Source organism: Cupriavidus sp. AU9028 (assembly GCF_019795295.1).
GTDB lineage: Bacteria > Pseudomonadota > Gammaproteobacteria > Burkholderiales > Burkholderiaceae > Cupriavidus.
Window position 1 is genome coordinate 57,901 of the sequence record NZ_JAIMCG010000006.1, and the last position, 23,260, is coordinate 81,160.

19 protein-coding genes are annotated in these 23,260 nt (G+C 66.0%); 12 read left to right on the forward strand and 7 right to left on the reverse strand.

Annotated features, from left to right (window positions below):
* The first annotated feature begins 66 nt into the window (after nucleotides 1-66).
* From K6V06_RS08655 to K6V06_RS08690, 8 genes are all read left to right on the forward strand, one after another.
* Nucleotides 67-1,614, forward strand: coding sequence for a class I adenylate-forming enzyme family protein (locus K6V06_RS08655; RefSeq protein ID WP_222242189.1), 1,548 nt, complete (start codon nucleotides 67-69; stop codon nucleotides 1,612-1,614).
* Entirely contained in the window at nucleotides 1,611-2,399 is a 789-nt protein-coding gene (locus tag K6V06_RS08660; protein WP_222242191.1) for an SDR family NAD(P)-dependent oxidoreductase, read from the forward strand. Before K6V06_RS08655 ends, K6V06_RS08660 begins: the two co-directional genes overlap by 4 nt.
* Before the next feature lie 7 nt (nucleotides 2,400-2,406).
* Nucleotides 2,407-3,177 (forward strand): crotonase/enoyl-CoA hydratase family protein, encoded by a 771-nt coding sequence (locus K6V06_RS08665; RefSeq protein WP_222242193.1) that lies wholly within the window; start codon nucleotides 2,407-2,409, stop codon nucleotides 3,175-3,177.
* 105 nt (nucleotides 3,178-3,282) lie between these two features.
* On the forward strand, nucleotides 3,283-4,860 hold the full coding sequence (locus K6V06_RS08670; protein WP_222242195.1) for an ABC transporter substrate-binding protein: 1,578 nt from the start codon (nucleotides 3,283-3,285) through the stop codon (nucleotides 4,858-4,860).
* 2 nt (nucleotides 4,861-4,862) lie between these two features.
* Nucleotides 4,863-5,819 carry an ABC transporter permease gene (locus tag K6V06_RS08675; protein WP_222242197.1) on the forward strand — a complete coding sequence of 319 codons (957 nt, stop codon included), beginning with the start codon at nucleotides 4,863-4,865 and terminating at the stop codon, nucleotides 5,817-5,819.
* Nucleotides 5,816-6,712 (forward strand): ABC transporter permease, encoded by an 897-nt coding sequence (locus K6V06_RS08680; RefSeq protein ID WP_222242199.1) that lies wholly within the window; start codon nucleotides 5,816-5,818, stop codon nucleotides 6,710-6,712. Before K6V06_RS08675 ends, K6V06_RS08680 begins: the two co-directional genes overlap by 4 nt.
* Nucleotides 6,709-7,713, forward strand: coding sequence for an ABC transporter ATP-binding protein (locus tag K6V06_RS08685; protein WP_255581715.1), 1,005 nt, complete (start codon nucleotides 6,709-6,711; stop codon nucleotides 7,711-7,713). The genes K6V06_RS08680 and K6V06_RS08685 overlap by 4 nt, the downstream gene beginning before the upstream one ends.
* Before the next feature lie 11 nt (nucleotides 7,714-7,724).
* Nucleotides 7,725-8,729 carry an ABC transporter ATP-binding protein gene (locus K6V06_RS08690; protein ID WP_222242201.1) on the forward strand — a complete coding sequence of 335 codons (1,005 nt, stop codon included), beginning with the start codon at nucleotides 7,725-7,727 and terminating at the stop codon, nucleotides 8,727-8,729.
* Between the two features lie 217 nt (nucleotides 8,730-8,946).
* Here the strand turns inward: K6V06_RS08690 and K6V06_RS08695 are convergent, their stop codons facing one another.
* Together K6V06_RS08695 and K6V06_RS08700 are read right to left on the reverse strand one after the other, a co-directional pair.
* A complete protein-coding gene (locus tag K6V06_RS08695) occupies nucleotides 8,947-10,035 on the reverse strand; it encodes an ATP-binding protein (protein ID WP_222242203.1) in 1,089 nt (362 codons plus the stop codon).
* Complete coding sequence (locus tag K6V06_RS08700) at nucleotides 10,032-10,730, reverse strand: response regulator (RefSeq protein ID WP_255581716.1); 699 nt, start codon at nucleotides 10,728-10,730, stop codon at nucleotides 10,032-10,034. The genes K6V06_RS08695 and K6V06_RS08700 overlap by 4 nt, the downstream gene beginning before the upstream one ends.
* A 165-nt stretch (nucleotides 10,731-10,895) precedes the next feature.
* Between K6V06_RS08700 and K6V06_RS08705 the strand changes: the two genes are divergently transcribed.
* From K6V06_RS08705 to K6V06_RS08720, 4 genes are read left to right on the forward strand one after another with little or no spacing between them, the layout of a single operon-like run.
* Nucleotides 10,896-12,083, forward strand: coding sequence for an efflux RND transporter periplasmic adaptor subunit (locus K6V06_RS08705; RefSeq protein ID WP_222242205.1), 1,188 nt, complete (start codon nucleotides 10,896-10,898; stop codon nucleotides 12,081-12,083).
* 14 nt (nucleotides 12,084-12,097) lie between these two features.
* A complete protein-coding gene (locus K6V06_RS08710; RefSeq protein WP_222242207.1) occupies nucleotides 12,098-15,244 on the forward strand; it encodes a multidrug efflux RND transporter permease subunit in 3,147 nt (1,048 codons plus the stop codon).
* Nucleotides 15,245-15,247: 3 nt separating this feature from the next.
* Nucleotides 15,248-16,648 carry an efflux transporter outer membrane subunit gene (locus tag K6V06_RS08715; RefSeq protein WP_222242209.1) on the forward strand — a complete coding sequence of 467 codons (1,401 nt, stop codon included), beginning with the start codon at nucleotides 15,248-15,250 and terminating at the stop codon, nucleotides 16,646-16,648.
* Nucleotides 16,649-16,670: 22 nt separating this feature from the next.
* Complete coding sequence (locus tag K6V06_RS08720) at nucleotides 16,671-17,966, forward strand: MFS transporter (RefSeq protein ID WP_222242211.1); 1,296 nt, start codon at nucleotides 16,671-16,673, stop codon at nucleotides 17,964-17,966.
* Between the two features lie 5 nt (nucleotides 17,967-17,971).
* Here the strand turns inward: K6V06_RS08720 and K6V06_RS08725 are convergent, their stop codons facing one another.
* The 5 genes from K6V06_RS08725 to K6V06_RS08745 all read right to left on the reverse strand — a co-directional run bounded on the left by K6V06_RS08725 (nucleotide 17,972) and on the right by K6V06_RS08745 (nucleotide 23,255).
* A complete protein-coding gene (locus K6V06_RS08725; protein WP_222242213.1) occupies nucleotides 17,972-19,036 on the reverse strand; it encodes an isocitrate/isopropylmalate dehydrogenase family protein in 1,065 nt (354 codons plus the stop codon).
* 129 nt (nucleotides 19,037-19,165) lie between these two features.
* Nucleotides 19,166-20,167, reverse strand: a complete 1,002-nt coding sequence (locus K6V06_RS08730; RefSeq protein WP_222242215.1) for a tripartite tricarboxylate transporter substrate binding protein — start codon at nucleotides 20,165-20,167, stop codon at nucleotides 19,166-19,168.
* A 69-nt stretch (nucleotides 20,168-20,236) separates the two neighbouring features.
* On the reverse strand, nucleotides 20,237-21,736 hold the full coding sequence (locus K6V06_RS08735; RefSeq protein ID WP_222242217.1) for a tripartite tricarboxylate transporter permease: 1,500 nt from the start codon (nucleotides 21,734-21,736) through the stop codon (nucleotides 20,237-20,239).
* Nucleotides 21,737-21,747: 11 nt separating this feature from the next.
* Complete coding sequence (locus K6V06_RS08740) at nucleotides 21,748-22,266, reverse strand: tripartite tricarboxylate transporter TctB family protein (RefSeq protein ID WP_255581728.1); 519 nt, start codon at nucleotides 22,264-22,266, stop codon at nucleotides 21,748-21,750.
* Between the two features lie 5 nt (nucleotides 22,267-22,271).
* Nucleotides 22,272-23,255 carry a tripartite tricarboxylate transporter substrate binding protein gene (locus K6V06_RS08745; RefSeq protein WP_222242221.1) on the reverse strand — a complete coding sequence of 328 codons (984 nt, stop codon included), beginning with the start codon at nucleotides 23,253-23,255 and terminating at the stop codon, nucleotides 22,272-22,274.
* Nucleotides 23,256-23,260: the final 5 nt, after the last annotated feature.

Sequence of the window (23,260 nt, forward strand, 5' to 3'; positions counted from 1 at the left end):
CAACCAGCAAGTAAGTAGATTGCATTCCATCGACGTTATGCGGCCTCGGGCCGCGGGCACTTCCCCATGACGCAAGCACGCATTGGCGGCATCGAATACTGGGCGCAACACAAGCCCCATGAGGTGGCCTTTATCGAAGGCGAACGCGCGCTGACGTGGTCGCAACTGGACGAGCATGCCAACCGTCTTGCCGAGGGATTGCACCGGCGCGGCATCGGCGAGGGCGATATCGTCGCGGTCCGCACCCTGGTGCGGCTCGAGTGGGTCGTGACCGCCGGCGCGCTGGCAAAGCTGGATTGCGCGCTGCTCGGCGTCAACTGGCGCCTGACGGCCTCGGAGGCACAGCACTTGCTGGACGACAGTGGCGCCACCGCGCTGATCTGCGACGGCGCCGAACTGACCGAGGCGGCGATGGCCGTGCAGCGCGCCGGACTTAGCCTCGCCGTGTCGATCGACGCGCCGCATCCGGCTTTCGTCAGCTACGCCGACCTCATTGCGGCACCCGCCGTGCCACGCCAGTCGCAAGCCGAGCCGCGGCTGCTGATCTATACCTCGGGCACTACCGGCGTACCCAAGGGCGTGGCGATGGGGCAGGGGGACGGAACCGATCCCGCCGTGCTGCGCGAATACCGCGAAAGCATCGAGGCGGCGGCCGGCGTGGGAGAAGTGGGCGTCCAGCTCGTGACCATGCCGATGCACCATGCATCAGGGCCCAGTCAGGTCTGGGGTGCGATCCGCAAGGGTCGCCGTGTCGTGCTGATGCGCCGCTTCGAACCCGAAGCCGCGCTGCGGGCGATCCAGGACCATCGCGTGGAGATGTGGGCAGGCGTCCCCACCATGTTCAAGCGCCTGGCCGGGCTGCCGCCAGAGACCCTGAAGGGCTACGACTTGTCGTCGATCCGCCGGGTATCGGTGGGCGCGGCGCCGGTCCCCTATGCGCTGAAGCTATGGATGCTCGACACCTTCGGCCGCCATGCGCTGCAGGAGAACTATGGCGCGACGGAAGTCGGCATGGTGTGCGCGCTGACGCCGGAAATGCAGGAACGCAAGCCGGGCTCGAGCGGCAAGTTGTTCCGCCACGCGCAGGTGGAGGTGCGCGACGCGCAGGGCGGCTTGCTGCCGCGCGGCCAGATCGGCGAACTGTGGGTGAGGACCCCGGTGACCATCGCGCGCTATCTGAACGCTGGTCCGATGGACGCCGAGACCATGGACGCGCGCGGCTTCTTTCGCGTGGGCGACGTGGGCTACCTTGACGACGAGGACTATCTGTTCATCACCGATCGCGTCAAGGACATGATCATCTCCGGCGGCGTGAACATCTATCCGGCCGAGATCGAGGCTGCGCTGATGCGCCACGGGGCAATCGAAGACGTGGCCGTCATCGGCATTCCCCACGACGAGTTCGGCGAGCAGGTCATGGCCTTCTGCCAACTCAAGCCGGGCCGCTCGGCCCACGCCGCCGAACTGATGGCGCATTGCGCTCAGCACCTGGCCTCGTACAAGCGGCCACGACGATTCGAATTCGTCGCGGATCTGCCGCGCAACGGCATGGGCAAGGTGCTGAAGCGCGAATTGAGAGACCCCTACTGGATCGGAAAGGAACGCAAGGTATGAACGACATCCTCACTTTGACAGGCCGCGTGGCGCTGGTGACCGGCGCGGGCCAGGGCGTGGGACAGCAGGTGGCCGAGCATTTCGCCGCGCATGACGCCACCGTGATTGTCAACGACTATTTTGCGGAGCGCGCGCAGTCGGTGGCGGACGCGATCACCGCACGGGGCGGCAAGGCCTTCGCGGTACAGGCCGACGTGACGAGCCTGGAGAGCGTCAAGGCGATGTTCGCGCAAGCCCGCGAACTGGCCGGTCCCATCGATATCCTGGTCAATAACGCCGGCAATCTCGGCGCCACGCCGTCGCCCGATGCGCGCAAGCCGTTCTGGGAGCATGGCCCCGAGGTATGGGCTGGCGCCATCGACGTCAATCTGTACGGCGTGATCAATTGCACCAGCGCCGCCACGCCCGACATGATCGAGAGGCAGCGCGGTCGCATCATCACCATCATCTCCGATGCGGGGCGTGTGGGGGAAGCCGGCCTGGAGGTCTACTCCGCGGCGAAGGCGGGCGCTGCGGGCTTCATGCGCGCGGTTGCCCGATCGCTGGGACGCTATCAGGTGACGGCCAACTGCGTGGCGATCTCCGCGACCTTCACGCCGGCAATCGAGAAACGCCTGAAGGACAACCCCGAAATGCTGAAGAAGATGATGTCGAAGTACGTGATCCGCCGGCCGGGGAAGCCGACCGATGTGGCGAATATGGTGCTGTTCATCGCATCGGACGCGAGCGAGTGGATCACCGGGCAAACCTACCCGGTCAATGGCGGCTACGCCTTTGCGGTGTGAGGGAGCCATGAGCGAACAAGGCAGCATTCTTACCCGCCGCCAGGGAAATCTGCTGGTGATCACCATCAACCGTCCCGCGGCCCGCAATGCCTTCGACCGCGAGACCGCCGAGGGCATGGCGGCGGCGATGGACCAGCTCGATGCGGACCCAAGCCTTTTCGTCGGCATCATCACCGGCGCGGGCGGCACCTTCTGCGCCGGCGCCGACCTCAAGGCCGTAGCCCGCGGCGAGCGCGCCTCGGTGCCCGAACGCGGTGGCTTCGGCATGTTCGCGCGGCCGTCGACCAAGCCGCTGATTGCCGCGGTCGAGGGCTTTGCGGTCGGCGGCGGCCTGGAGCTGTGCCTCAGTTGCGATCTGGTGGTGGCCGCCAGCGACGCGCGCCTGGGCCTGCCCGAAGTGCGGCATGGCGTTGTCGCCATCGGCGGCGGCCTGTTCCGCCTGCCGCGACGCATGCCGCATCACCTCGCCATGGAACTGGCCCTGACAGGCGAACTGCGCGACGCCGAATTCTTCCATCGCCATGGCGTGATCAACCGGCTGGTGGCGCCGGGCACCGCGCTGGACGAAGCCATTGCCTGGGGCGAGGCGCTGCTGGTCAGCTCGCCACTGGCGATGGCGGCCAGCAAGGCCATCGTCGCGGGCGCGGCCGACTGGACCGAGCACGAGGCATGGCAAGCACAGATGCCCATTGCCGCCAAGGCGATCCAGTCCGAAGACCGGCACGAAGGCCTGCGGGCCTTCGCCGAGAAGCGGCGGCCCGACTGGAAGGGCCGCTGATCCGACCGCACGCCGTGCCACACGATGGCCCGGCGCCACCGTGACAAGAGGCGCTGCCACCGTAGCGCGCCCGCCGCACAGGCCAGGCAAGGCCAAGGAGACGACATGCAGATTGCCAAGCGAAGCAGCCCCGCGCCGCGGGGGCTTGCCGGCGTAGCCGCCGGCCTGACCATGGCCACCGCGCTGTTGTTCGGCAGTGGCGTGGCCGCGCAACCGCGGCCCGCCGCGACACCGAAGCCGGGCGGCACACTCACGATCGGCACCGAAGCCGACCCGTCGTCGCTGGACCCGCTGCGCATCGGCTCCTATGTCGAGCGGCAGTTCGCCATCGTCGTGTACGACACGCTGTTCGATGTCGATGTCCAGGGACGCATCGTCCCGAGCCTGGCCACCGGCTATCAGGTATCGCCCGATGGCAGGAAATACACCCTGTCGCTGCGCGAAGGCGTCAAGTTCCACGACGGCACGCCCTTCAACGCCGAAGCCGTGGTCTTCAATCTCGACCGCGTGCGCGATCCCGCCAACACCTGCCGCTGCCTGGGCAACGTGGCCGCAATCGAATCGGTCAAGGCGACCGGCCCCTACAAGGTCGAGATCCAGCTCAAGACGGCCTACGCTTCCTTTCCGGCGATCCTGACCGACGCGCCGGCGATGATGGCCTCGCCCACTGCTGTGCGCGCCGACCCCAAGGGCTACGGCAATGCGCCGGTCGGCACCGGCCCCTTCAAGCTGGTCGAATGGACCAAGGGCTCGCGCTTTATCGCCGAGAAGAATCCGCATTACTGGAAGGGGGGGCAGCCGTATCTGGACCGCGTGGTGCTGCGCGGGCTGCAGAACAGTGAGACGCGGGAAGCCACGATGCAGTCAGGCGCACTGGACGTGCTGACGCAGCCGCCGCCGAAGTTCGCCGCGGCGGTACGCAAGGACAAGCGCTTCGCCTATATCGATCCGACCGGCTTCGGCTCGATGTTCGTCGCGTTCAACCTGCAGAACGAGGCGTTGAAGGATGTGCGCGTGCGCATGGCCATCGCCCATGCGACGCAGCGCGAACTGCTGGTGAAGGCGATTTACCACGGCTTGCCCAAGGTCGCGACCACACCATTCGGCTATGGCTTGCCTGGGCTGTCGCAGGTCAAGGACTACCCGGAGTACAACCTCGCCAAGGCCAAGGCGCTGCTCGCCGAGTATGGCAAGCCGGTCAGCGTCAGCATTCTCGCGGACAACCAGCCCGTTGCACTGATGACGATCCAGGCCTTGCAGCAGATGTGGCAGAAGGCGGGCATCAAGGTCGAACTCAAGCTGGTCGACCAGGCGCGTCTGGTGCAGAACATGCTGTCGCACGAGTTCGATGCCGCGCTGTTCCGGTGGTCCGGCCGGCCCGACCCGGACCTGAACGTCTACGGCTTTTTCCATTCGTCGACGGCCTCGCGCAAGGTGTCGTCCAACTACGGGCAATACGCCAGCGCGGAAATGGACCGGCTGCTCGATGCCGGGCGCCAGGAACTCGATCCGGCCAAACGCGCCGTCATCTACAACGACGTGTCCAGGCTGCTGGCGCGCGACGTGCCTTACGTCTTCCTCAGCTATATCGCGGCGCCCATCATTGCCACCCACAAGGTGCGTGGTATCGACCCCGTGCCCGACTCGCTGGTGCGCGTGGCCTCGGTCTGGAAAGAGCAGTAGCCATGTGGCGACGTCTGCTGAAGGGCTTGCCCCCGGTCGCTGGCGTGCTGCTGGCGGTGTCGATGATCAGCTTCGCGCTGGTGGCCTTTCTGCCCGGCGATCTGGCGCTGGTCATGCTCGGCGACTCCGCCACGCCGGAAACGCTGGCCATCGCGCGGCGCGAGATGGGCCTGGACCGGCCGCTGCACGAGCGCTATCTGCAGTGGCTCGGCAATGCCCTCCAGGGCGACTTCGGCCGGTCCATGCGTTCGGGGGAGCCGGTGACCGACGCCATCCTGGCCCGCCTGCCGGTCACCCTCGAACTGATGTTGCTCACCATTGCGCTGGCATTGGTGCTGTCCATCCCGCTCGGCGTATGGACCGCATATCGGCGCGAGGGGTGGGTCGATCGGGCCGCGATGAGCCTGTCGCTGGTGTTCCTGTCGACGCCGTCCTTCCTGATGGGCGTGTTGCTGGTCTACTTCGTCGCGCTGCAACTGCAGTGGCTGCCGGCCACCGGCTATATCCCCGTCAGCGAGAGCGTCACGGGCAATCTGCAACTGATGGTGCTGCCGGTGCTGGCGCTCGCGCTGCATGACGTGCCCATCTATCTGCGCGTGCTGCGCAGCGAGATGATCCAGACGCTGCAGCAGAACTTCATCCTGCTGGCGCGCGGGATGGGCCTGCCAGTCGCAACCATCCTGGTACGCAATGCCCTGCGCCCCGCCTCGCTGAACCTGGTGACCACGGTGGGTCTGACCATCGGTCGCCTGCTCGGCGGCGCGCTGACCATCGAAGTCCTGTTCGGCCTGCCCGGCCTGGGCCAGTTGCTGGTGGAGTCGGTCTACCAGAAGGAGTATCAGATGATGCAGGCAATCGTGCTCTTCGTCGCCATCGGCTTCGTGGTGATCAACCTGCTGGTGGACCTGCTGTACGTGGTACTGGACCCGCGCCTGCGCGACGACAGGACGGCATCATGAGCGCCGGTCAGACCATCGACATGGCGGCGGCTCCCGACGCCTTGCTTCCCCGTCCTCCTCGCCGGCGCGACGCGCTGACGGCCCGCAAGCTCTTCGGCCTGATTCTCCCTTGCGCATGGCTGGCCCTGGCGCTGCTCGCCGCGCTGCTGGCCCCATGGCTGCCGATCGCCGATCCAACCGAGCAGGACCTGTTGCGCATGCTGCAGCCGCCCGAAGCCGGCCTGTGGTTCGGCGCGGATTCGCTGGGTCGCGATGTGCTGGCGCGCACGCTGTTCGGGCTGCGCGTCACGTTCGCCGTGGCGGTGGGCGCGGTCGCGCTCGGCGTGGCGCTGGGTGGACTGGCGGGCATGCTGGCGGGATATTTCCGGGGCAACGTCGAGCGCCTGATCCTCGCCTGCAACAACGTGCTGATGGCCTTCCCGCCCATCGTCCTGACGGTGGCGCTGATGGCCTATCCCGGCGCGCCGCTGCCCAAGGTAATACTCGCCCTGGGTCTGGTCTTCGCCAGCGCCTTCACCCGCATCACGCGGGTCAACACCATGATGTTCGCGCAGCAGGACTTCGTGACGGCGGCGCGCGCCATCGGCATGCGCGATATGCGGATCATGGCCCAGGAGATCGTGCCCAACCTGGTCACCCCCTTGCTGGTATTCGCGCTGCTGATGGTGGCGGTGGCAGCGGTGGCGGAAGGCACGCTGAGTTTTCTTGGGCTGAGCGTGCCGCCGCCCACACCGACGCTCGGCGGCATGATCGCCTCCGAGGTGGGCAGCATGCGCGAGGCACCCCACGCCGTGTTCTTCCCCGCGGCCATCTTCTTCCTGACCATCTTTGCCCTCAACCGGGTGGGCGAGTATGTGCAGCGACAACTCGACGTTCGGGAGAGTTCGGCATGAGCACGACCATGGATGCGGTGCCGCCGCCAGCGGCTGCGCCCGCGCTCGACGTGCGCGAGCTGCGCACGTGCTTCGCCTCGCCACGCGGACTGGTGCGCGCCGTGGATGGCGTCTCCTTCGCCCTGAGGGCCGGGGAAACACTTGGCATCGTCGGCGAGTCGGGCTCGGGCAAGTCGGTGCTCGCGCGCAGCCTGATGGGCCTGTTGCCACGCGCGCCCTATACCCAGCGCAGCGGGCAGGTTCTGTTGAACGGGCGGGACCTGGCGGGCATGAGCGAGAAGGCGCTATCCCGCGTGCGAGGCCGCGATATCGCGATGGTATTCCAGGACCCGATGACCTCGCTCAATCCGGTGCTGACCATCGGCCGCCAGATCGTGCAGGTACTGCGGCAGCACGGCGAACTCGATGCCCGCGACGCCAGGGACCGCGCGATAGAGCTCCTGGAGCAGGTCAATATCCCGGCCGCGCGCAAGCGGATGGACGAGCATCCGCATCAGCTATCCGGCGGCATGCGACAACGCGCCGTGATCGCCATCGCGCTGGCCTGCGGGCCCAGGGTGCTGATTGCCGACGAGCCGACCACGGCGCTCGACGTCACGGTACAGGCGCAGATCCTGCAGCTGCTGCGCGCGCTGCAACAGAAGCACGGCATGGCGCTAGTGCTGATCAGCCATAACCTTGGCGTGGTCGCCGGCATGTGCGACCGCGTCGCGGTGATGTATGCCGGGCGCATCGTCGAAGAGGCGCCGGTGCGCGCGGTGTTCGCCGCGCCGCGCATGCGCTATACCGAGGCGCTGATGAAGTCGATGCCGCGCCTCGATGCCGCGAGCCATGCGCCGCTGCATGTGATCGGCGGCCGCCCGCCCAACCTGGCTGATCCGCCGCCCGGCTGCGGTTTCGCGCCGCGCTGCCGCGCCGCGTTGCCGCAATGCCAGCGCGAGGCGCCAGCGGTCACCTGGCAATCGGGCGAGCACCGCTTCGCCTGCTGGAACCCTTTGTAAGGAGAGACACCATGGCCGGAAGCGGGACGAGCCAGTTGCGCGAAAGCGGGCAGGCGCTGCTGCGCGTGGAACACCTGGTGCGGACCTATCGCAATGCCAGGGGCCACCGCGTGCATGCGGTTTCGGACGTGTCATTCGATGTGCAACGCGGCGAGACGCTCGGCATTGTCGGTGAGTCGGGCTGCGGCAAGTCGACCCTCGCCAAATCGCTGATGATGTTGCCGCCGCCGAGCTCGGGGGCAATCCATTTCGAGCAGGTTGACCTGACGCGCCAGCCGGCGCACGCCCTGCGCGCGCTGCGCCCGCGGGTGCAGATGGTGTTCCAGGATCCCGTGTCTTCGCTCAATCCTCGCCATACGGTGATGCGGATCGTCGAGACGCCGCTGATCGTCAACGGCATCGGTGGTGCGGCAGAGCGCGCCGCGCGCGTACGCGAGACGCTGCAGGCGGTGGGGCTGGATGCCGAAATGGTGGGCGAGCGCCGCCCGCACGAATTGTCGGGCGGGCAATGCCAGCGCGTCAGCATCGCGCGTGCGCTGGTGCTGCGGCCGGCGCTGCTGGTCTGCGACGAGCCAGTGTCGGCGCTGGACGTATCGGTGCAGGCGCAGGTCATCAATCTGCTGGAGCAGGCCAAGCTCGATTTCGAGCTTACCGTCCTGTTCATCTCTCACGACCTCGCCGTGGTCAAGTCGATCAGCGATCGGGTCATGGTGATGTATCTGGGCAAGGTCTGCGAGATCGGACCGGCGGACGCGTTGTACCGCAATCCCCGCCATCCCTATACGGCCTCGCTGCTCGAAGCCATCCCCATCCCCGATCCCGCACGCGCCAACGTGCTGCGCAGCAGCCTGAGCGGCGAAACGCCTTCGCCGCTGGATATCCCGTCGGGTTGCCGCTTCCATACGCGCTGCCCCAATGCCATCCCGCAGTGTTCGCGGCAGGAGCCGGAACTGCGCACCGAGGGCGATGGGCAGTACTTCGCCTGCCACCGCCCGATGCTGACCGCGGCGAACTGAACGAAGTCCGACCGTGGCGCGGCAGCCCGTCGCCGCGCGCCCGGGCTCTCACGATTGTTGTTGCCGTTTATGCGTTGCCATTCCCGGTGCGGTCCGGGCGAGGGAAGGTCGTCAACGTCGACATCGTGGCCCATCCACTGGTGGATGCGTTGCCGGCCGAGCTGGTCTGCTCGCTTGCCGAGCGGCTCCCCATGCGGGCTCTCAACGGAAGCTGCTCTCAGATCGCGCGTTCCGCGTCGGGAGTGGCACGGCGTTCCTCGGGCCATTGGATCTCGAAAGCGGTCCCCCCAGAGGCGGAGGCCCGGCACAACGCGCCTCCTCCGTGGGCATGCGCAATGGCGGCGACGACCGCCAGCCCCAGGCCGCTGGATCGTTCACCGCGGTCGCGGATTTCGCCTGCGCGCCGGAACGCCTCGAAGACGTGAGGAGCGAGATCCGGCGCCACTCCTGGGCCTTCATCCTCGACTCTGATGTAGTACACGCCTGCGTTGACCCCGCTCGTGACGGTGATGTTGCCCGGCACGGCGTACCGCCTGGCGTTGTCCAGTAGCGCCATCACGGCTTGCCGGATGCGGATCGGATCGCACCACACCCTCACGGAAGACAACTCTAGCGATACAGTCTGTCCCACGGCTTCGGACTGGCTCCTGAACGAATCGGCGGCATCGCCGATGTCGGGCTCGAGGTTGACGTGTTGCCACCGCATATCGAGATGGCCACTTTCGGCCAGACTGATCGCACGCAGGTCCTCGACGAGGCGGCCAAGCCCTTCAATCTGCCCCAACAGCTTGCGGAACTGGGTCTGGTCCGGTTCGAAGACACCATCGGCCAGGCCTTGCAGTCGGCCTCTGAGCACGGTCACCGGCGTTCGAAGCTCGTGTGCGATGGCAGCGTTCCAGAAGGCACGCTCCTCCGTCATGCGTTGCAGCTCCCCGGCTAGCCGGTTGAAGTCCTCGACGAGCACCGCCGCTTCGGCGAGCGGGCGATCGGTGGCAGCGGCCCGAGCGGTCAGGTCGCCAGCGGCCACGCTGCGCATTGCTTTTGCCACGGAGTTCAGCGGCAGCAGGATGCGCTTGGCCAGGTGCCCCGCCACCAGTACCGCCAGGGCAACGCCCGCGAGCGTCGTGGCAGTCAGCCAGATCCATTCGGCCAGGGTCGGCGCCAATTCTTGAGGGTACTGCCCGGGCCACAGCCTGAAGGCGAAGTAGTAAAAGACGAAAGACGTGAGCACCAGGAGCGCTGCGACTCCCAGCGCGATGGCCCCCATCGCGAACGCCAACTGGCGGCTGATACCGACGAGTTTCAAGCCTCGATCCCCAGCTTGTAGCCCACCCCTCTGACGCTCGCCGGGATGCCGTTCAAGCCCAGGTCTTCCAGCTTGCGCCTGAGCTTGCTGACGTGGCTGTCCACGGTTCTCTCCAGCGCGTCTCCTTCGGGCAGGCAGGTAGTGAGCAGCTCCGCCCGGCTGAATACCCGCCTTGGCACCCGCACCATCTCGGCCAGCAGCTTGAATTCGGTCAAGGTCAGATCGAGGGTTGCATGTTGCCCGGCAGTATTGACAGCGACGTGGTGGCGTTCCAGGTCCACCTCGAAGGGTCCGGCGCGCAGCACGGAGACTTCCGATCGCGCTGCGCGGGGCCCGGCACGTCGCAGCACCGCCTCGGCCCGCGCCACGACCTCCGCGGGATTGAACGGCTTGACGACATAGTCGTCGGCGCCGATCCGAAGACCTGTGAGCTTGTCGATATCCTGGTCCATCGCGGTGAGCATGATCACCGGCGTATCGCCCCGTGAGCGGACCGATGCCAACACTTGCCAGCCATCGACGAGTGGCATCTGCACGTCCAGCAGAAGCAGTGCCGGCTTCAACGCCAGATGCAAGTCGAGCGCCTGGCGGCCGTCCCGGGCGTGGACAGCGCGCATGCCGCTTCGTTGGAAATAGGCCGAGAGAATGTCGAAAATCTCCGGCTCGTCTTCGGCGATCAAGATCAGGTGCGTCATTGCCGTAAATGGGTCGTGCCTCTCGGGACACATGTTACTCCCATGATGGGCCGCCATATCGGCCTCCACCAAATCTCCACATTCCTGCGACGTGCACTCAACGCATCTAGGCCACAGTCCCACGTGTCCGTGGTGGCCACCGTCGCGTCGCCCGAAAGGTCCCGAATGAAACTACCGAACATAAGCGTCCATATTGGACTTGCCGCGTGCGTCCTGTCTGCGCTGGCAGGCTGTGGCCAAAGCATGCCGGACATGACCACGCCACCGCCGTCCGTAGGGGTCATGGTAGTCGCCCCGACGCCGCTGCAGCACGCCGTCGAACTTCCCGGGCGGGTGTCTGCGGTGCGCACCGCGGAGATCCGGCCGCAGGTAGGCGGCATCGTCCTGCGCCGCCTGTTCGAGCAGGGTACCGAGGTAAAAGCCGGTCAACCGCTCTTTCAAATCAACCCGGCGCCGTTCAAGGCGGAGGTCGATACCGCTGCGGCGTCGTTGCAACGTGCCGAGGCGGTGCTGGCGCGGGCCAGCACGCAAGCCGGACGTCTCAAGCCACTGGTGGAAACGGAGGCGATCAGCCAGCAGGCCTACGATGATGCCCGCTCGCAACAGGAGCAGGCCGCAGCGGAGGTCGCCCAGGCTCGCGCCGAGCTGGCGCGCCGCCGCCTCGATCTGAAGTTCGCCACCATCGACGCCCCGATCAGCGGTCGGATCGATCAGGCCCAGGTCACCGAGGGGGCGCTCGTAACCCCCAGCGACACCAATCCCCTGGCCCGCATTCAGCAGATCGACCAGGTCTACGTCGATGTTCGCCAGCCTGCCGGCTCCCTGGAGGCGTTGCACCGCGCGGTGGATGCCGGAAGGCAGAGCGGCAAAGGGGTGAAGGTCGATATCCTGCGTAGCAACGGCGAGTCCTTCCACTTGACGGGGAAATTGCTGTTCTCCGGGATCACCGTTGACGAGGGAACCGGTGACGTCCTGGTGCGCGTGCTCGTCGACAACCCGGGACGCCGGCTGCTTCCCGGCATGTTCGTGCGGGCCCGCGTCACGCTGGCCGAATACCCGCAAGCGCTGTCCATCCCGCAGCAGGCGGTCGCCAGGAAGGGCGCGCAGACGCATGCATGGGTACTCGATGCCAACCACAAGGCCCACCAGGTGGCGGTCGAGCTTGGCGAGCTGGTCGAGCGCCGCTACCTGATCCGGGCGGGCCTCAAGGCAGGCGACCGGGTGGTCGTCGAGGGCCTTGACCGCATGGCCGAGGCAGCGCAGGTGACGCCGCGCGATTGGCAGGAAGGGAAGCCGGCCCCTGGCACGGAAGCCGGGGCGGCGGCCGCGGTCCCGGTGTCGCGTCAGGACTGAGGGAGCCACTGTTCATGCCTCAGTTCTTTATCCAGCGACCGGTCTTCGCCTGGGTGGTGGCGCTGTTCATCATTCTGTTCGGCCTGATCGCCATCCCGCAACTGCCCATTGCCCGCTATCCCTCCGTTGCGCCGCCGCAGGTGACCATCACCGCCGTGTATCCGGGCGCTACGCCGCAGACGATGAACGACTCGGTGCTGGGCCTGATCGAGCGGGAGCTGTCGAGCCTGAAGAGCCTGTTGTACTTCGAGTCCTCATCCGACACGACGGGCACGGCGACGATCACCGCGTCTTTCAAGCCCGGTACGGATCCGCAGCTCGCTCAGGTGGACGTGCAGAACCGCCTCAAGACCATCGAGGCACGACTGCCCCAGTCGGTACGCCAGAACGGGTTGATCGTGGAAGCCGCCTCGTCCGGCTTCCTGATGCTGGTCAGCCTGAAGTCGGACGATGGGCGCTTCGACGAGACACAGCTGGCGGACTACATGGCCAGAAACGTGCTGGAGGAACTGCGCCGGATCGATGGCGTAGGGCGAGTGCAGCTGTTCGGTGCCGAGCAGGCAATGCGGATCTGGGTCGATCCGGCCAGGATGGTGGCCATGAACGTCTCGATGGAAGACGTCACCGGTGCCGTCGGTCAACAGAACGTGCAGATTGCCCCTGGACGGCTCGGCGACCAGCCAGCAATACCAGGACAACGGGTCTCCGTCCCGCTGAGCGCGCAGGGGCAACTCGAATCGCCAGACCAGTTCGCAGCCATCGTCCTGCGCGCCAATCCGGACGGATCGAAGGTCGTCCTCGGCGACGTTGCCCGGGTGGAACTGGGTGCCCAGTCCTACGATTTCTCCACCCGCGAGGACGCCAAGGTGGCGACCGCGGCCGCCGTGCAGCTGGCGCCGGGGGCCAACGCCGTGCGCACGTCCGCGGCCGTGCTGGAGCGCATGAAGCAGCTTCAGCAGACGATGCCAGCCGGGATGAGCTATTCCGTGCCGTTCGACACCGCCCCGTTCGCCAAGATATCGATACAGAAGGTGGTGCAGACCCTGATCGAGGCGATGGTGCTGGTGTTCCTCGTCATGTTCGTCTTCCTGCAGAACATCCGCTACACGCTGATTCCGGCCATCGTCGCGCCGATTGCGCTGCTCGGCACCTTCGCGGTCATGCTGGCCGCCGGATTCTCGATCAACGTGCTGACGATGTTCGGGATGGTGCTTGCGATCGGCATCATTGTCGATGACGCCATCGTGGTGGTGGAAAACGTCGAGCGCATCATGGCGCGCGAAGGGCTCTCTCCGCGCGATGCCACCGTCAAGGCAATGAAGGAGATCACTGGCGCGATCATCGGCATCACACTGGTGTTGACGGCGGTCTTCATTCCGATGGCGCTTGCCAGTGGCTCGGTAGGGGTCATCTATCGGCAGTTCACGATGTCGATGGCAGTGTCCATCCTGTTCTCGGCGCTGCTAGCGCTGAGCTTGACCCCCGCGCTGTGCGCGACCTTGCTCAAGCCGGTGGATCACGGGCATGCGCCACGGCGCGGCTTCTTCGGCTGGTTCAACCGGCGTTTCGACAGCATGACGGAGCGCTACGAATCCCGCGTCGGCAGGCTCGTCAAGCGCTCCGGCCGGATGATGGCCGGCTTCGCGGCAATCGTCGCGGTGCTCGCCATCGCTTTCGGTCTACTTCCTTCGGCATTTCTGCCGGAGGAGGATCAGGGCTATTTCATTACCAGCATTCAGTTGCCCGCCGACGCCACCACCGAGCGGACCCTGGACGTGGTGAAAACCTATGAGGAGCACGTCGCCTCGCGCCCTGGCATCAAGTCCAATATCTCGATTCTCGGGTACGGTCTGTCCGGTTCCGGACCCAACGCCGCCGTCGGGTTCACCATGCTGAAAGACTGGGACCAGCGCGAGGGCGCGAATGCCTGGGAAGAGGTGTACTACGCCTATATGGCGATGGCCGAGAAAGTCAAGGAGGGGAGCATCTTCAGCCTGATGCCGCCCGCGATCGACGAGCTCGGCAACTCCTCGGGCTTCTCCATGCGGCTGGTTGACCGTGCCAACCAGGGCTACGCGGCGCTGCAGGCCGCGCAGGCCAAGCTCATCGAAATGGCGGCGAAGAGCAAGGTGGTGACCGGCGTCTACGTGGACGGTTTGCCAGCGGGCTCCGGCGTCAGCCTGAAAATCGACCGGACCAAGGCGGAAGCGATGGGTGTGCCGTTTACGGCCGTCAGCGAACTGATATCCACCGCGATGGGATCCAACTACATCAACGATTTCCCCAATCGCGGCCGCATGCAGCAGGTCATTGTCCAAGCGGACGCGGCTGCCCGCATGCAGCTCGACGACGTCCTCCGCCTGCGCGTGCGCAATGCGAATGGCGGCATGGTGCCGCTGTCCGAGATGGTGACGCCCGTGTGGGGCGATACCCCGCTGCAGATGATGCGCTACCAGGGCTTGCCCGCGGTCCGCATCGCGGGCAACGCGGCCCCTGGCGCATCCAGCGGCGAAGCGATGGACGAAATGGAACGCCTGGCAGCCCAACTGCCGCGCGGGTTCGACGTCGCCTGGACCGGGCAGTCGCTGCAGGAGCGGCAATCGGCGCAGCAGGCTCCCATGCTGATGGCCTTGTCGATGCTCGTCGTCTTCCTGGTCCTCGCGGCGCTGTACGAGAGTTGGGCCATCCCGCTGTCCGTCATGCTGGTCGTGCCGCTCGGACTGCTTGGAGCAGTGGGCGCGGTGCTGCTGCTTGGCATGCCCAATGACGTCTTCTTCAAGGTCGGGATGATTACCGTCATCGGGCTGTCGGCGAAGAACGCGATCCTGATCGTCGAGTTCGCCAAGCAGCTCCGGGAGGAGGGCAAGAGCCTGCTCGAGGCCGCAGTGACCGCGTCCACCCTGCGCCTGCGCCCGATCCTGATGACATCGCTCGCCTTCGGCCTTGGTGTCGTTCCGCTCATCTTCGCCTCGGGTGCAAGTGCCGAGACCCAGGCTGCCCTCGGCGTGGGCGTCTTCGGCGGCATGGTCACCGCCACCGTGCTTGCCATCTTCTTCGTGCCGGCCTTCTTCGTATTCGTGCTAGGGATCCGCGACCGGCTCCGGACGTGGCGCAAGCCCCGGGGCCCCCGCGCCTCCGGCCCCGACGCGCTGGAGAACTGATCCATGCGACTGACCGTCATTACCTTAGCGCTCGCCTTGTCGGCATGCTCCATGACCCCCGAGTTCGTCCGTCCGGATGCACCGGTCCCATCGCGCTATCCCGACCATGCGAGCCAGGCGGACATGCCCTCGGCGGCGCTGGTCGGATGGCGCTCGATGTTCGGCGACCCCCGGCTCCAGGCGTTGATCGAGACCGCGTTGCACAACAACCGGGACCTGCGCATTGCGATGCTGAACGTGGAGGCCACCCGGGCCCAGTACCGCATCCAGCGCTCCGAGCAGTTCCCTGCGATCGGGGCGACCGCCGGCATGACGCGGGAGCGATCCCGCTCCCTCTCTCCGGATCCGACGGTCCAGCGCCAGGTCAGTGCCGGACTCGGCGTAACGGCTTTCGAGCTTGACCTGTGGGGCCGTGCGCGCTCGATGTCCGAAGCCGCCTTCTCGCGTTACCTTGCCAGCGAAGAGGCTCGCCGCGCCGCGAAGGTCTCGCTGGTGGCCAGCGTCGCGGATGCCTATTTTGCCGAACGGCTGGCCGCGGAACAGGAGGCGCTGGCGCGACGCACGCTTGCCAATTGGAAAGAGCAGCGCGACCTGGCGCTGCAGCTGAGGAAGGCGTTGCAGAATAGCGGCATTGACGTCGCGCAGGCAGAAGGACAAGTGGCGCGCGCCGAAGCAGAGGTCGAGGCGCGACATCGTGACGTCCTCCGTGCCAGGAATGCGCTCGTCCAACTGGTGGCGGCCGACCTCGATACCGTGGATCTGCCGGAGGCCATTTCGCTGGAGCGGCAACCGGTCAGAACGCAGCTACCCGCCGGTCTTCCGTCGGATCTGCTGATCCATCGGCCCGACATTCGACAGGCCGAGCAAGTATTGCGCGCGGCCAACGCAGACATCGGCGCCGCCCGGGCCGCTTTCTTTCCGCGGGTATCGCTGACGACCACGCTGGGCTTCGCCAGCCCCGACTTCGGGGGGCTGTTCCGCGGCGACAACCGCGTCTGGTCCTTTGCGCCATCGATCACGCAACCGCTGTTCGACGCCGGGCGACTCCGCGCGGAACTGAGGCTGTCGGAGTTGCGCAAGTCCGTGGCCGTGGCGCAGTACGAGCAGGCCATCCAGGTCGCCTTCCGGGAAGTCGCCGATGGACTCGCTGGATCGGAAACTTACGCATTGCAGAGCGGGGCACAGGAGCGGGTAGTCGCCGAGGAGCAACGACGTGCGGAACTGGCCGGGCAGCGCTATCGCGCGGGTGTGGACGGGCGGCTGGAATGGCTGGACGCGCAGCGCGAATTGTTTGCCGCCCAGCTCGAGCTGCTCGCGCTGCGCCGGGATGCGCTGGGGAATGCCACCGGGCTCTACAAGGCGCTGGGAGGCGGGGCTTTTCATACCGACGACACGGGATCCTGAGGTCAATTGACGATTCGAGCGCATGAACAACATCGTTCCAGTCCGGCCCGACGATGGTCTGACGCAGCCACTGCCGCAGTCCGCGGAGTACGATCCCGGCCCTGATTGGCGCTGGCGATTCTGGTCCGTGTTCAGCGGCCAAGCCCTGTCGCTGATAGGGTCCGCACTGACGCAGTTCGTGCTGCTCTGGTGGATCACCGACACGACGGGCAGCCTCTCCGCGCTGGCAACCGCCGGCATGGCCGCGTTGCTGCCCCAGGCATTGCTGGCGCCGCTGGGCGGAACGCTGGCGGACCGCTACAGCCGTCGGATCATCATGATCGTCGCCGACGTCATCAGCGCGCTGTGCATGGCCGTGCTGATCGCGCTGTTTCTCACCGGCGACGTCGATCTGACCCACGTCTACGTGATGATGGCCATTCGCAGTGCGATGCAGGCCTTCCAGTCGCCGGCGGCGGCGGCGAGTGTGGCCATGCTGGTCCCGCGCCCGTTCCTGACTCGCGCTGCGGGGCTGAATCAGGCCGTGCAAAGCATGACGGTCGTGGCAGCGGCCCCGTTAGGTGCCTTCGCGCTTGGCGTGATGCCGATCGGCTGGGCACTGGCTATCGACGTGGCAACGGCGATTGCGGGCATCGTACCGTTGCTGTTCGTGGCCATCCCGCAGCCGTCAGTGCGCACTGTTCCGCGTGGCGCACTGGCCGTGAGCCTGTGGGCAGAGTTCCGGGAGGGCGTGGCCCTCGTGTGGTCTTCGCCCGGCCTGCGCCCGCTCTATGCGGTGCTGGCGGGCGTCGTGCTGGTCATCATGCCGGCATTCACGCTCGTTCCCTTGCTGGTCAAGGATCATTTCGGCGGTGGCGCCGCCGAGGTGGCCTTGATGGAGGGGCTGTCGGGAGTCGGTATGCTGCTCGGCGGTCTGCTGGTGGCCGCGATGGCGCCGCGGCGACACATTGTGTGGATCCTGTTCGGATTCGCTGCTTCCTGCCTATCCCTTGCGCTGACCGCACTCGTACCCAGGGACATGTTCGGAGCCGCCATCACCTGGTGGTTCCTCTGCGGTGTCACCTTTGTCTTCGGCAATGCTCCCCTGATGGCGCTTCTGCAAGCCGTCGTGCCGCACCATCTTCAAGGACGCGCGCTGTCACTGCTGAACGCCATCATGGGTCTTGCCGCGCCAGTCAGTCTTGCCGTCGTATCGCCCTTGGGCGAGATCATCGACGTCAGCACGCTGTTTGTCGTCATCGGCGTGTCAGGCGCGGCGGTGAGTCTGAGCGGTTTGCTCTCGCGCCCTCTGCTGGCGTTGAGGGCTGAGCAGACATAGCCGAATCACGCGGCTTTCACGCTGGCCGCGACGGCTTGTCCGAACGCCGTGCAGCCCATCGAGCCACCAAGGTCCGCGGTGCGCGTCGCCGGGTCCGCCAGGACCTTGTCCACAGCGGCGTCGATCGCTTGCGCGGCTGCGATGAAATGAGGCATGTCGCGGTGTTCACCCAGCCACTGGACCAACATGGCGACGGATAGAATCATCGAGGTTGGATTGGCTTTGTCCTGGCCCTGGATGTCGGGGGCCGAACCATGCTGCGCCTGCGCGCAGCACAAACCGTCGCCGGCCATGATGGAGCCGCCCAGGCCCAGGCTTCCCGACAATTCGCTGGCAAGGTCGGACAGAATGTCGCCATAGAAATTGGTGGCGACGATCACGTCGAAGCGGGAAGGATCCCGTACCAGGTGGGCTGCCGACGCGTCGACAAGCATGTCGTCGAGCCGCACCTGCGGATACTCGGAGGCAACCTTCCGGACCTCGCGCAGGAACAGTCCGTCAGTCATATGAAAACTGTTGGCCTTGTGGATGGCGGTGACGTGCTTCCGGCGCTTGCTTGCCAGCTCAAAAGCCCGTCGCGCGATGCGTTCCGAGCAATGTGCGGTGATCTTTCTGATCGAGATCGCCATGTCCTTCGAAGGCATCATCTCGCCCCAACCCTCGTACATGTTGCGGTCGGGGTAGAACCCTTCCGTGGCTTCGCGCATGATGACCAGATCCATGTTCGCTGCGCCGCGGCCAAGGAAGGGGCGAGATCGCGCGGGACGCACGTTCGCGTACAGATCCAGATCGCAGCGAAAAGCCGCGGAGATGTTGCGGCCGCCCTGGCCAGGGGGCGGGTAGTCGGCATGGGACTGCGTGCCGAGAATGACGCCATCATAGGATGGTGCCTTGTCCAGAATTTCCTGGCGTAACGTGGTGCCGAACTCGGCCAGACTGGGGAAGCCCACGCTTTCGTATTCGAAGTTCAGGCCCAGATCGAACACCTTGTCGGCAGCTTTCAGGACTTCAATGGACGAAGCCACGATCTCCGGGCCGATGCCGTCGCCGGGAAGAACAAGGATGCGCATGCTGGATTCTCCGAATTCAGGTGTGGATGTGTGTCGCCGGCCGATTCCGGCCGGGGTCGTGCGGCGCGAAGCGTTGCCGTGGCGCCTTCGGTGAGCGCCGTCCGAAACGCCCGCGTTGACGTGGTACGTCTAGTTGTCCGGGGTGATATTCGATTCTTCGACAATACGCTTGAACAGCCCCGATTCATGCTGGATAAAGGTCTTGAACTGCTCGGGTGAACCGGGGCTCGGGAAGCCACCGAGATCCCGCAGCCTTGCGTCGAGCTTCGGATCCTTCAGCGCCTCGGCAACCGCCGCGTTCAGGCGCGTCACGATCTGCGGCGGCGTACCTTTCGGCGCAAACAGGCCGAACCAGTTCTCCAGGGCATAGCCCTTCAGACTGGTCGAGTCCGAAATGGCGGGAATATCCGGCGCAAGAGGGCTCTTGCCCAGCGACGTGATGCCGATGGCCCGCACCTTTCCATCCTTGATGAACGGGCGTGCGCCGGCGAGGCTCACGAAGGTCATTTCGATATTGCCGCCAATCACGTCAAGCAGTTGGTTCGAGGCGCCTCGGTAAGGTACGTTGGTCAGCTGCACGCCGGCCTTCTTTGCCATCAGCTCGCCGGACAGATGCTGCGGGTTGCCGACGCCGCTGGTGCCATAGCGCACTGCACCGGGATTGGCGCGAGCGAAGGCAATCATCTCATCGACGGTCTTGTACGGCAGCTTCGGGTTGACCACCAGGACATTGGGCACCTTGACGATCAGGCTCACCGGTACGAGGTCGGTCTGGGGCGCATATTGCATCCGGCTCTTGTAGACGAACGGGTTGATCGCCGTCTCTCCTGCCGAGCCCATCAACAGTGTGTAGCCATCGGCCGGCGCCTTGACTACAGCTTGCGCGCCGATCATGCCGCTGCCCCCTCCCTTGTTTTCCACAACGACGGGCTGGCCCAGTACCGTTCGCAGTTTTTCGGCGACGACGCGCGCCATCGCGTCGACGCCGCCTCCGGCCGAGAAGGGCACCACGATTGTGACCGGACGAGCCGGGTAACTGGGCTGCGCCAGCGCGGCCCCTGCGGCCAGGCTGGCCAACGCCGCGGCGGCGCCCTTGAACGGTAGTCCTTTGTCAAACGAAATTCTTTTCATGCTGTCTTCCTCCTGCCTGTCACGCTCTCGCGTCCGGGATGCGTAGGCCGCATCCTTATCCTGTGTCACTCATTCATCCGCGCCGCCCATCCTGCGTAGCCCCTTGAATACGAAAGGCGCGACCAAAGCCGCCGCCGCGAGCGCCAGAAGGGCCGCGGAACCCGGATGGCTGACGAACACCCATGGATCGCCGAAGCTCATCTGCATGGCGCGGCGGAACTGGCTTTCGGCCATGGGGCCCAGAATCAGGCCGACGATCATCGGTGCCACCGGGTAGTCGAGCCATCGCATGGCGAAGCCCACCAGGCCGAAGACGACCAGCATCGCCAGTTCCACGATGGAGGGATTCGCTGCCAGGGTCCCCATGGCCGCGAAGACCAGGATGCCGGCGTACAGCCAGGGCTGTGGCAGTTTGAGCAATCGCACCCAGATGCCGATCAAGGGCAAATTCAGCACCAGCAGCATCACGTTGCCGATGAAGAGGCTGGCCACCAGCCCCCATACCAGGTCCGGCTTGTCGGCGAACAGCAGCGGACCTGGTACCAGCCCGTACTGCTGAAAGCCCGCCAGCATCATCGCGGCGGTGGCCGACGTGGGCAGCCCCAGCGTCAGCAACGGCACCAGGGTCCCGGTGGCGGCGGCATTGTTGGCTGCCTCCGGTCCTGCGACGCCCTCGATGGCGCCGCGGCCAAACTCTTGCTGGTGACGCGTCAACTTGCGCTCGACGGTGTACGACAGCAGCGTGGGTACCTCGGCGCCCCCGGCAGGCAGCGCACCGATCGGAAAGCCGAGCGCGGTACCGCGCAGCCATGCCTTCCAGGAGCGCTTCCAGTCCGATCGCGTCATGTGCAGCCCGCCTTTGACCGGTTCGACCTTGTCGTGTGTCCCCGTGAATCTGGAAGCGGTGAAGAACGTCTCGCCCATTGCGAACAGGCCGACCGCTAGCGTGGTCACCTGGATGCCGTCGAGCATCTCGGGCAGGCCAAACGTCAGCCGCGCCTGGCCGGTGAGCTTGTCGATACCGATCAGCCCCAGGCCGATGCCCAGGGCCAGGCTGGTGAGCCCGCGCAGCGTGGAGTCGCCGAAAGTGGCCGACACGGTAACGAAGGCAAGCACCATCAGGGCGAAGTAGTCCCATGGTCCGAACTGCACCGCCACCTCCACGAGTACGGGCGCCAGCAGTGCCAGCCCCACGGTGGCGAGCGTGCCCGCCACGAAGGAGCCGATGGCCGCAGTCGCAAGCGCCTGGCCTGCTCGGCCGGCCCTTGCCATGCGATGGCCTTCGATAGCGGTGGCGATGGAGGCCGCTTCCCCTGGGGTGTTGATGAGGATTGCAGTGGTTGAACTGCCGTACATGCCGCCGAAGTAGATGCCGGCGAACATGATCAGGGAGCCGGTTGGGTCGAGCTTGAACGTGACCGGCAGCAATAGCGCCACGGTCAGCGACGGGCTGATGCCCGGCAGGATTCCCACCAGCGTGCCAAGCAACACGCCGATGCCGGCGAAAAGCAGGTTGCCAGGCTGTGCCGCGACGGCAAGGCCTTGTGCCAGATAGCTGAAGACGTCCATGACTACTCCGTTCAACCAAACACGAGACGTTCCAGCGGCCCGGCCGGCAGCGCCAGCGACAGGGCCTTGGCGAAGAACGCATACACCGCCAGGTTCAGTGCCACGCCGATGACAGCCGACAGAAGGAGCCGTCTCTCGCCGAAAGCCAGCGATGTTGCGATGAACAGCAGCGTCGCGCCGGCGATGAACCCCAGTTGCAGCTTCAGCACGAACATGAGCGCGAGCAGGCCACCAAGCACGAGGCTGACGGGCTTCCAGCGCATGAGCGGCGTCGCGGCCGGCTCTGACGGCGCCGTCGCGCCGGGGCGGCGCGCGGCGGTGATCAGATGCACGGCGCCGAGGACGGCGAGCAATCCAGCAACAAACAGCATCCCGGCGGACGGACCGATACCCGCCGCCGGCCCCGGCCGCAGTTGGCCGGCATCGGCGAACACCACGAGGGCCAGCAGCAGCAGAAGGGCGCCCACGACAATCCTGGGCATATCCAAACGTCCCGCCGCGCCCGCCTTGCGTTGAACATGTGAAGTCATGGCGTTCACTTCGCGAGGCCGATCGATCCGAGAATGTCACGCACCCGCGCCTGCTCGGACTTCAGGTATGCCCCGAACTTTTCGGCGGGCAGGTAGGCGTCATCCCAACCGCGCGCCTTCAGGATCTTTTGCCATTCTGCGGATTTCACCGCCTTTTCCACCGCGCCGGCCAATGCCGCGGCCTGCTGTGGCGACACGTTGGGCGGCGCAACGATGCCGCGCCAATTGAGCAGTTCCACATCGAGCCCTTGCTCCTTCAGCGTCGGCACCGCAATGCCTGGCATGCGCTGCGAGGATGAAATCGCCAACGCGCGCAGCTTGCCGGTCTTGATCTGGCTTTCGAACTCGTTGTAGCCGGATACGCCGGCGGTGACGCGCCCGCCCAGCATTTCGGCCAGCGCCTCCCCACCGCCGGAGAACGGCACGTAGTTCAGCCGCGCCGTGTTGCCGCCAGCTGCCTTTACCACCAATGCCGCCAGCATATGGTCGGCACCGCCGGCCGAGCCACCGGCCCATACCACCTTGCCGGCATCGGCCTTCAGCGCGGCTGCAAGGTCCTGAATGGTCTTGTGCGGCGAATTGGCCGGCACCACCACCACCAGGGCGTCGGCCGTCAGACGCGCGATCGGCGTGACCGTGTCGAGGCTGACCGGCGCCTTGTTGGTGACGACTGCACCGAGCATGGTGATGCCCATGGTCATCAATTGGCTACCATCTCCCTTGGCGTTGTTGACGAACTGCGCCAGCCCAACCGTGCCGCCCGCTCCGGGAATGTTGTTGACCTGCACGCTCTTGGCCGCACCGCTGGCGACCATGGCCTGCTGTAGCGAGCGTGATGCGCCGTCCCAGCCGCCACCGGGCGCCGCAGGTGCAGTGATCTTGAGCTCGAGTGGGGCTGGCGCCTGTGCATGGGCATGGTGCAGGGGAGCGGCGGCGCCCAGCAATGCCAGCGCAGCCGTGGCAGCAATACGGTTCAGAGTGGTCAGCATGTTGT

Excerpts from the sequence above, each read along its gene's own strand:
- K6V06_RS08655 (WP_222242189.1), top strand. The coding sequence starts at position 67 with ATGACGCAAGCACGCATTGGCGGCATCGAATACTGGGCGCAACACAAG.
- K6V06_RS08660 (WP_222242191.1), top strand. The coding sequence starts at position 1,611 with ATGAACGACATCCTCACTTTGACAGGCCGCGTGGCGCTGGTGACCGGC.
- K6V06_RS08665 (WP_222242193.1), top strand. The coding sequence starts at position 2,407 with ATGAGCGAACAAGGCAGCATTCTTACCCGCCGCCAGGGAAATCTGCTG.
- K6V06_RS08670 (WP_222242195.1), top strand. The coding sequence starts at position 3,283 with ATGCAGATTGCCAAGCGAAGCAGCCCCGCGCCGCGGGGGCTTGCCGGC.
- K6V06_RS08675 (WP_222242197.1), top strand. The coding sequence starts at position 4,863 with ATGTGGCGACGTCTGCTGAAGGGCTTGCCCCCGGTCGCTGGCGTGCTG.
- K6V06_RS08680 (WP_222242199.1), top strand. The coding sequence starts at position 5,816 with ATGAGCGCCGGTCAGACCATCGACATGGCGGCGGCTCCCGACGCCTTG.
- K6V06_RS08685 (WP_255581715.1), top strand. The coding sequence starts at position 6,709 with ATGAGCACGACCATGGATGCGGTGCCGCCGCCAGCGGCTGCGCCCGCG.
- K6V06_RS08690 (WP_222242201.1), top strand. The coding sequence starts at position 7,725 with ATGGCCGGAAGCGGGACGAGCCAGTTGCGCGAAAGCGGGCAGGCGCTG.
- K6V06_RS08700 (WP_255581716.1), bottom strand. The coding sequence starts at position 10,730 with ATGACGCACCTGATCTTGATCGCCGAAGACGAGCCGGAGATTTTCGAC.
- K6V06_RS08705 (WP_222242205.1), top strand. The coding sequence starts at position 10,896 with ATGAAACTACCGAACATAAGCGTCCATATTGGACTTGCCGCGTGCGTC.
- K6V06_RS08710 (WP_222242207.1), top strand. The coding sequence starts at position 12,098 with ATGCCTCAGTTCTTTATCCAGCGACCGGTCTTCGCCTGGGTGGTGGCG.
- K6V06_RS08715 (WP_222242209.1), top strand. The coding sequence starts at position 15,248 with ATGCGACTGACCGTCATTACCTTAGCGCTCGCCTTGTCGGCATGCTCC.
- K6V06_RS08720 (WP_222242211.1), top strand. The coding sequence starts at position 16,671 with ATGAACAACATCGTTCCAGTCCGGCCCGACGATGGTCTGACGCAGCCA.
- K6V06_RS08725 (WP_222242213.1), bottom strand. The coding sequence starts at position 19,036 with ATGCGCATCCTTGTTCTTCCCGGCGACGGCATCGGCCCGGAGATCGTG.
- K6V06_RS08730 (WP_222242215.1), bottom strand. The coding sequence starts at position 20,167 with ATGAAAAGAATTTCGTTTGACAAAGGACTACCGTTCAAGGGCGCCGCC.
- K6V06_RS08735 (WP_222242217.1), bottom strand. The coding sequence starts at position 21,736 with ATGGACGTCTTCAGCTATCTGGCACAAGGCCTTGCCGTCGCGGCACAG.
- K6V06_RS08740 (WP_255581728.1), bottom strand. The coding sequence starts at position 22,266 with ATGACTTCACATGTTCAACGCAAGGCGGGCGCGGCGGGACGTTTGGAT.
- K6V06_RS08745 (WP_222242221.1), bottom strand. The coding sequence starts at position 23,255 with ATGCTGACCACTCTGAACCGTATTGCTGCCACGGCTGCGCTGGCATTG.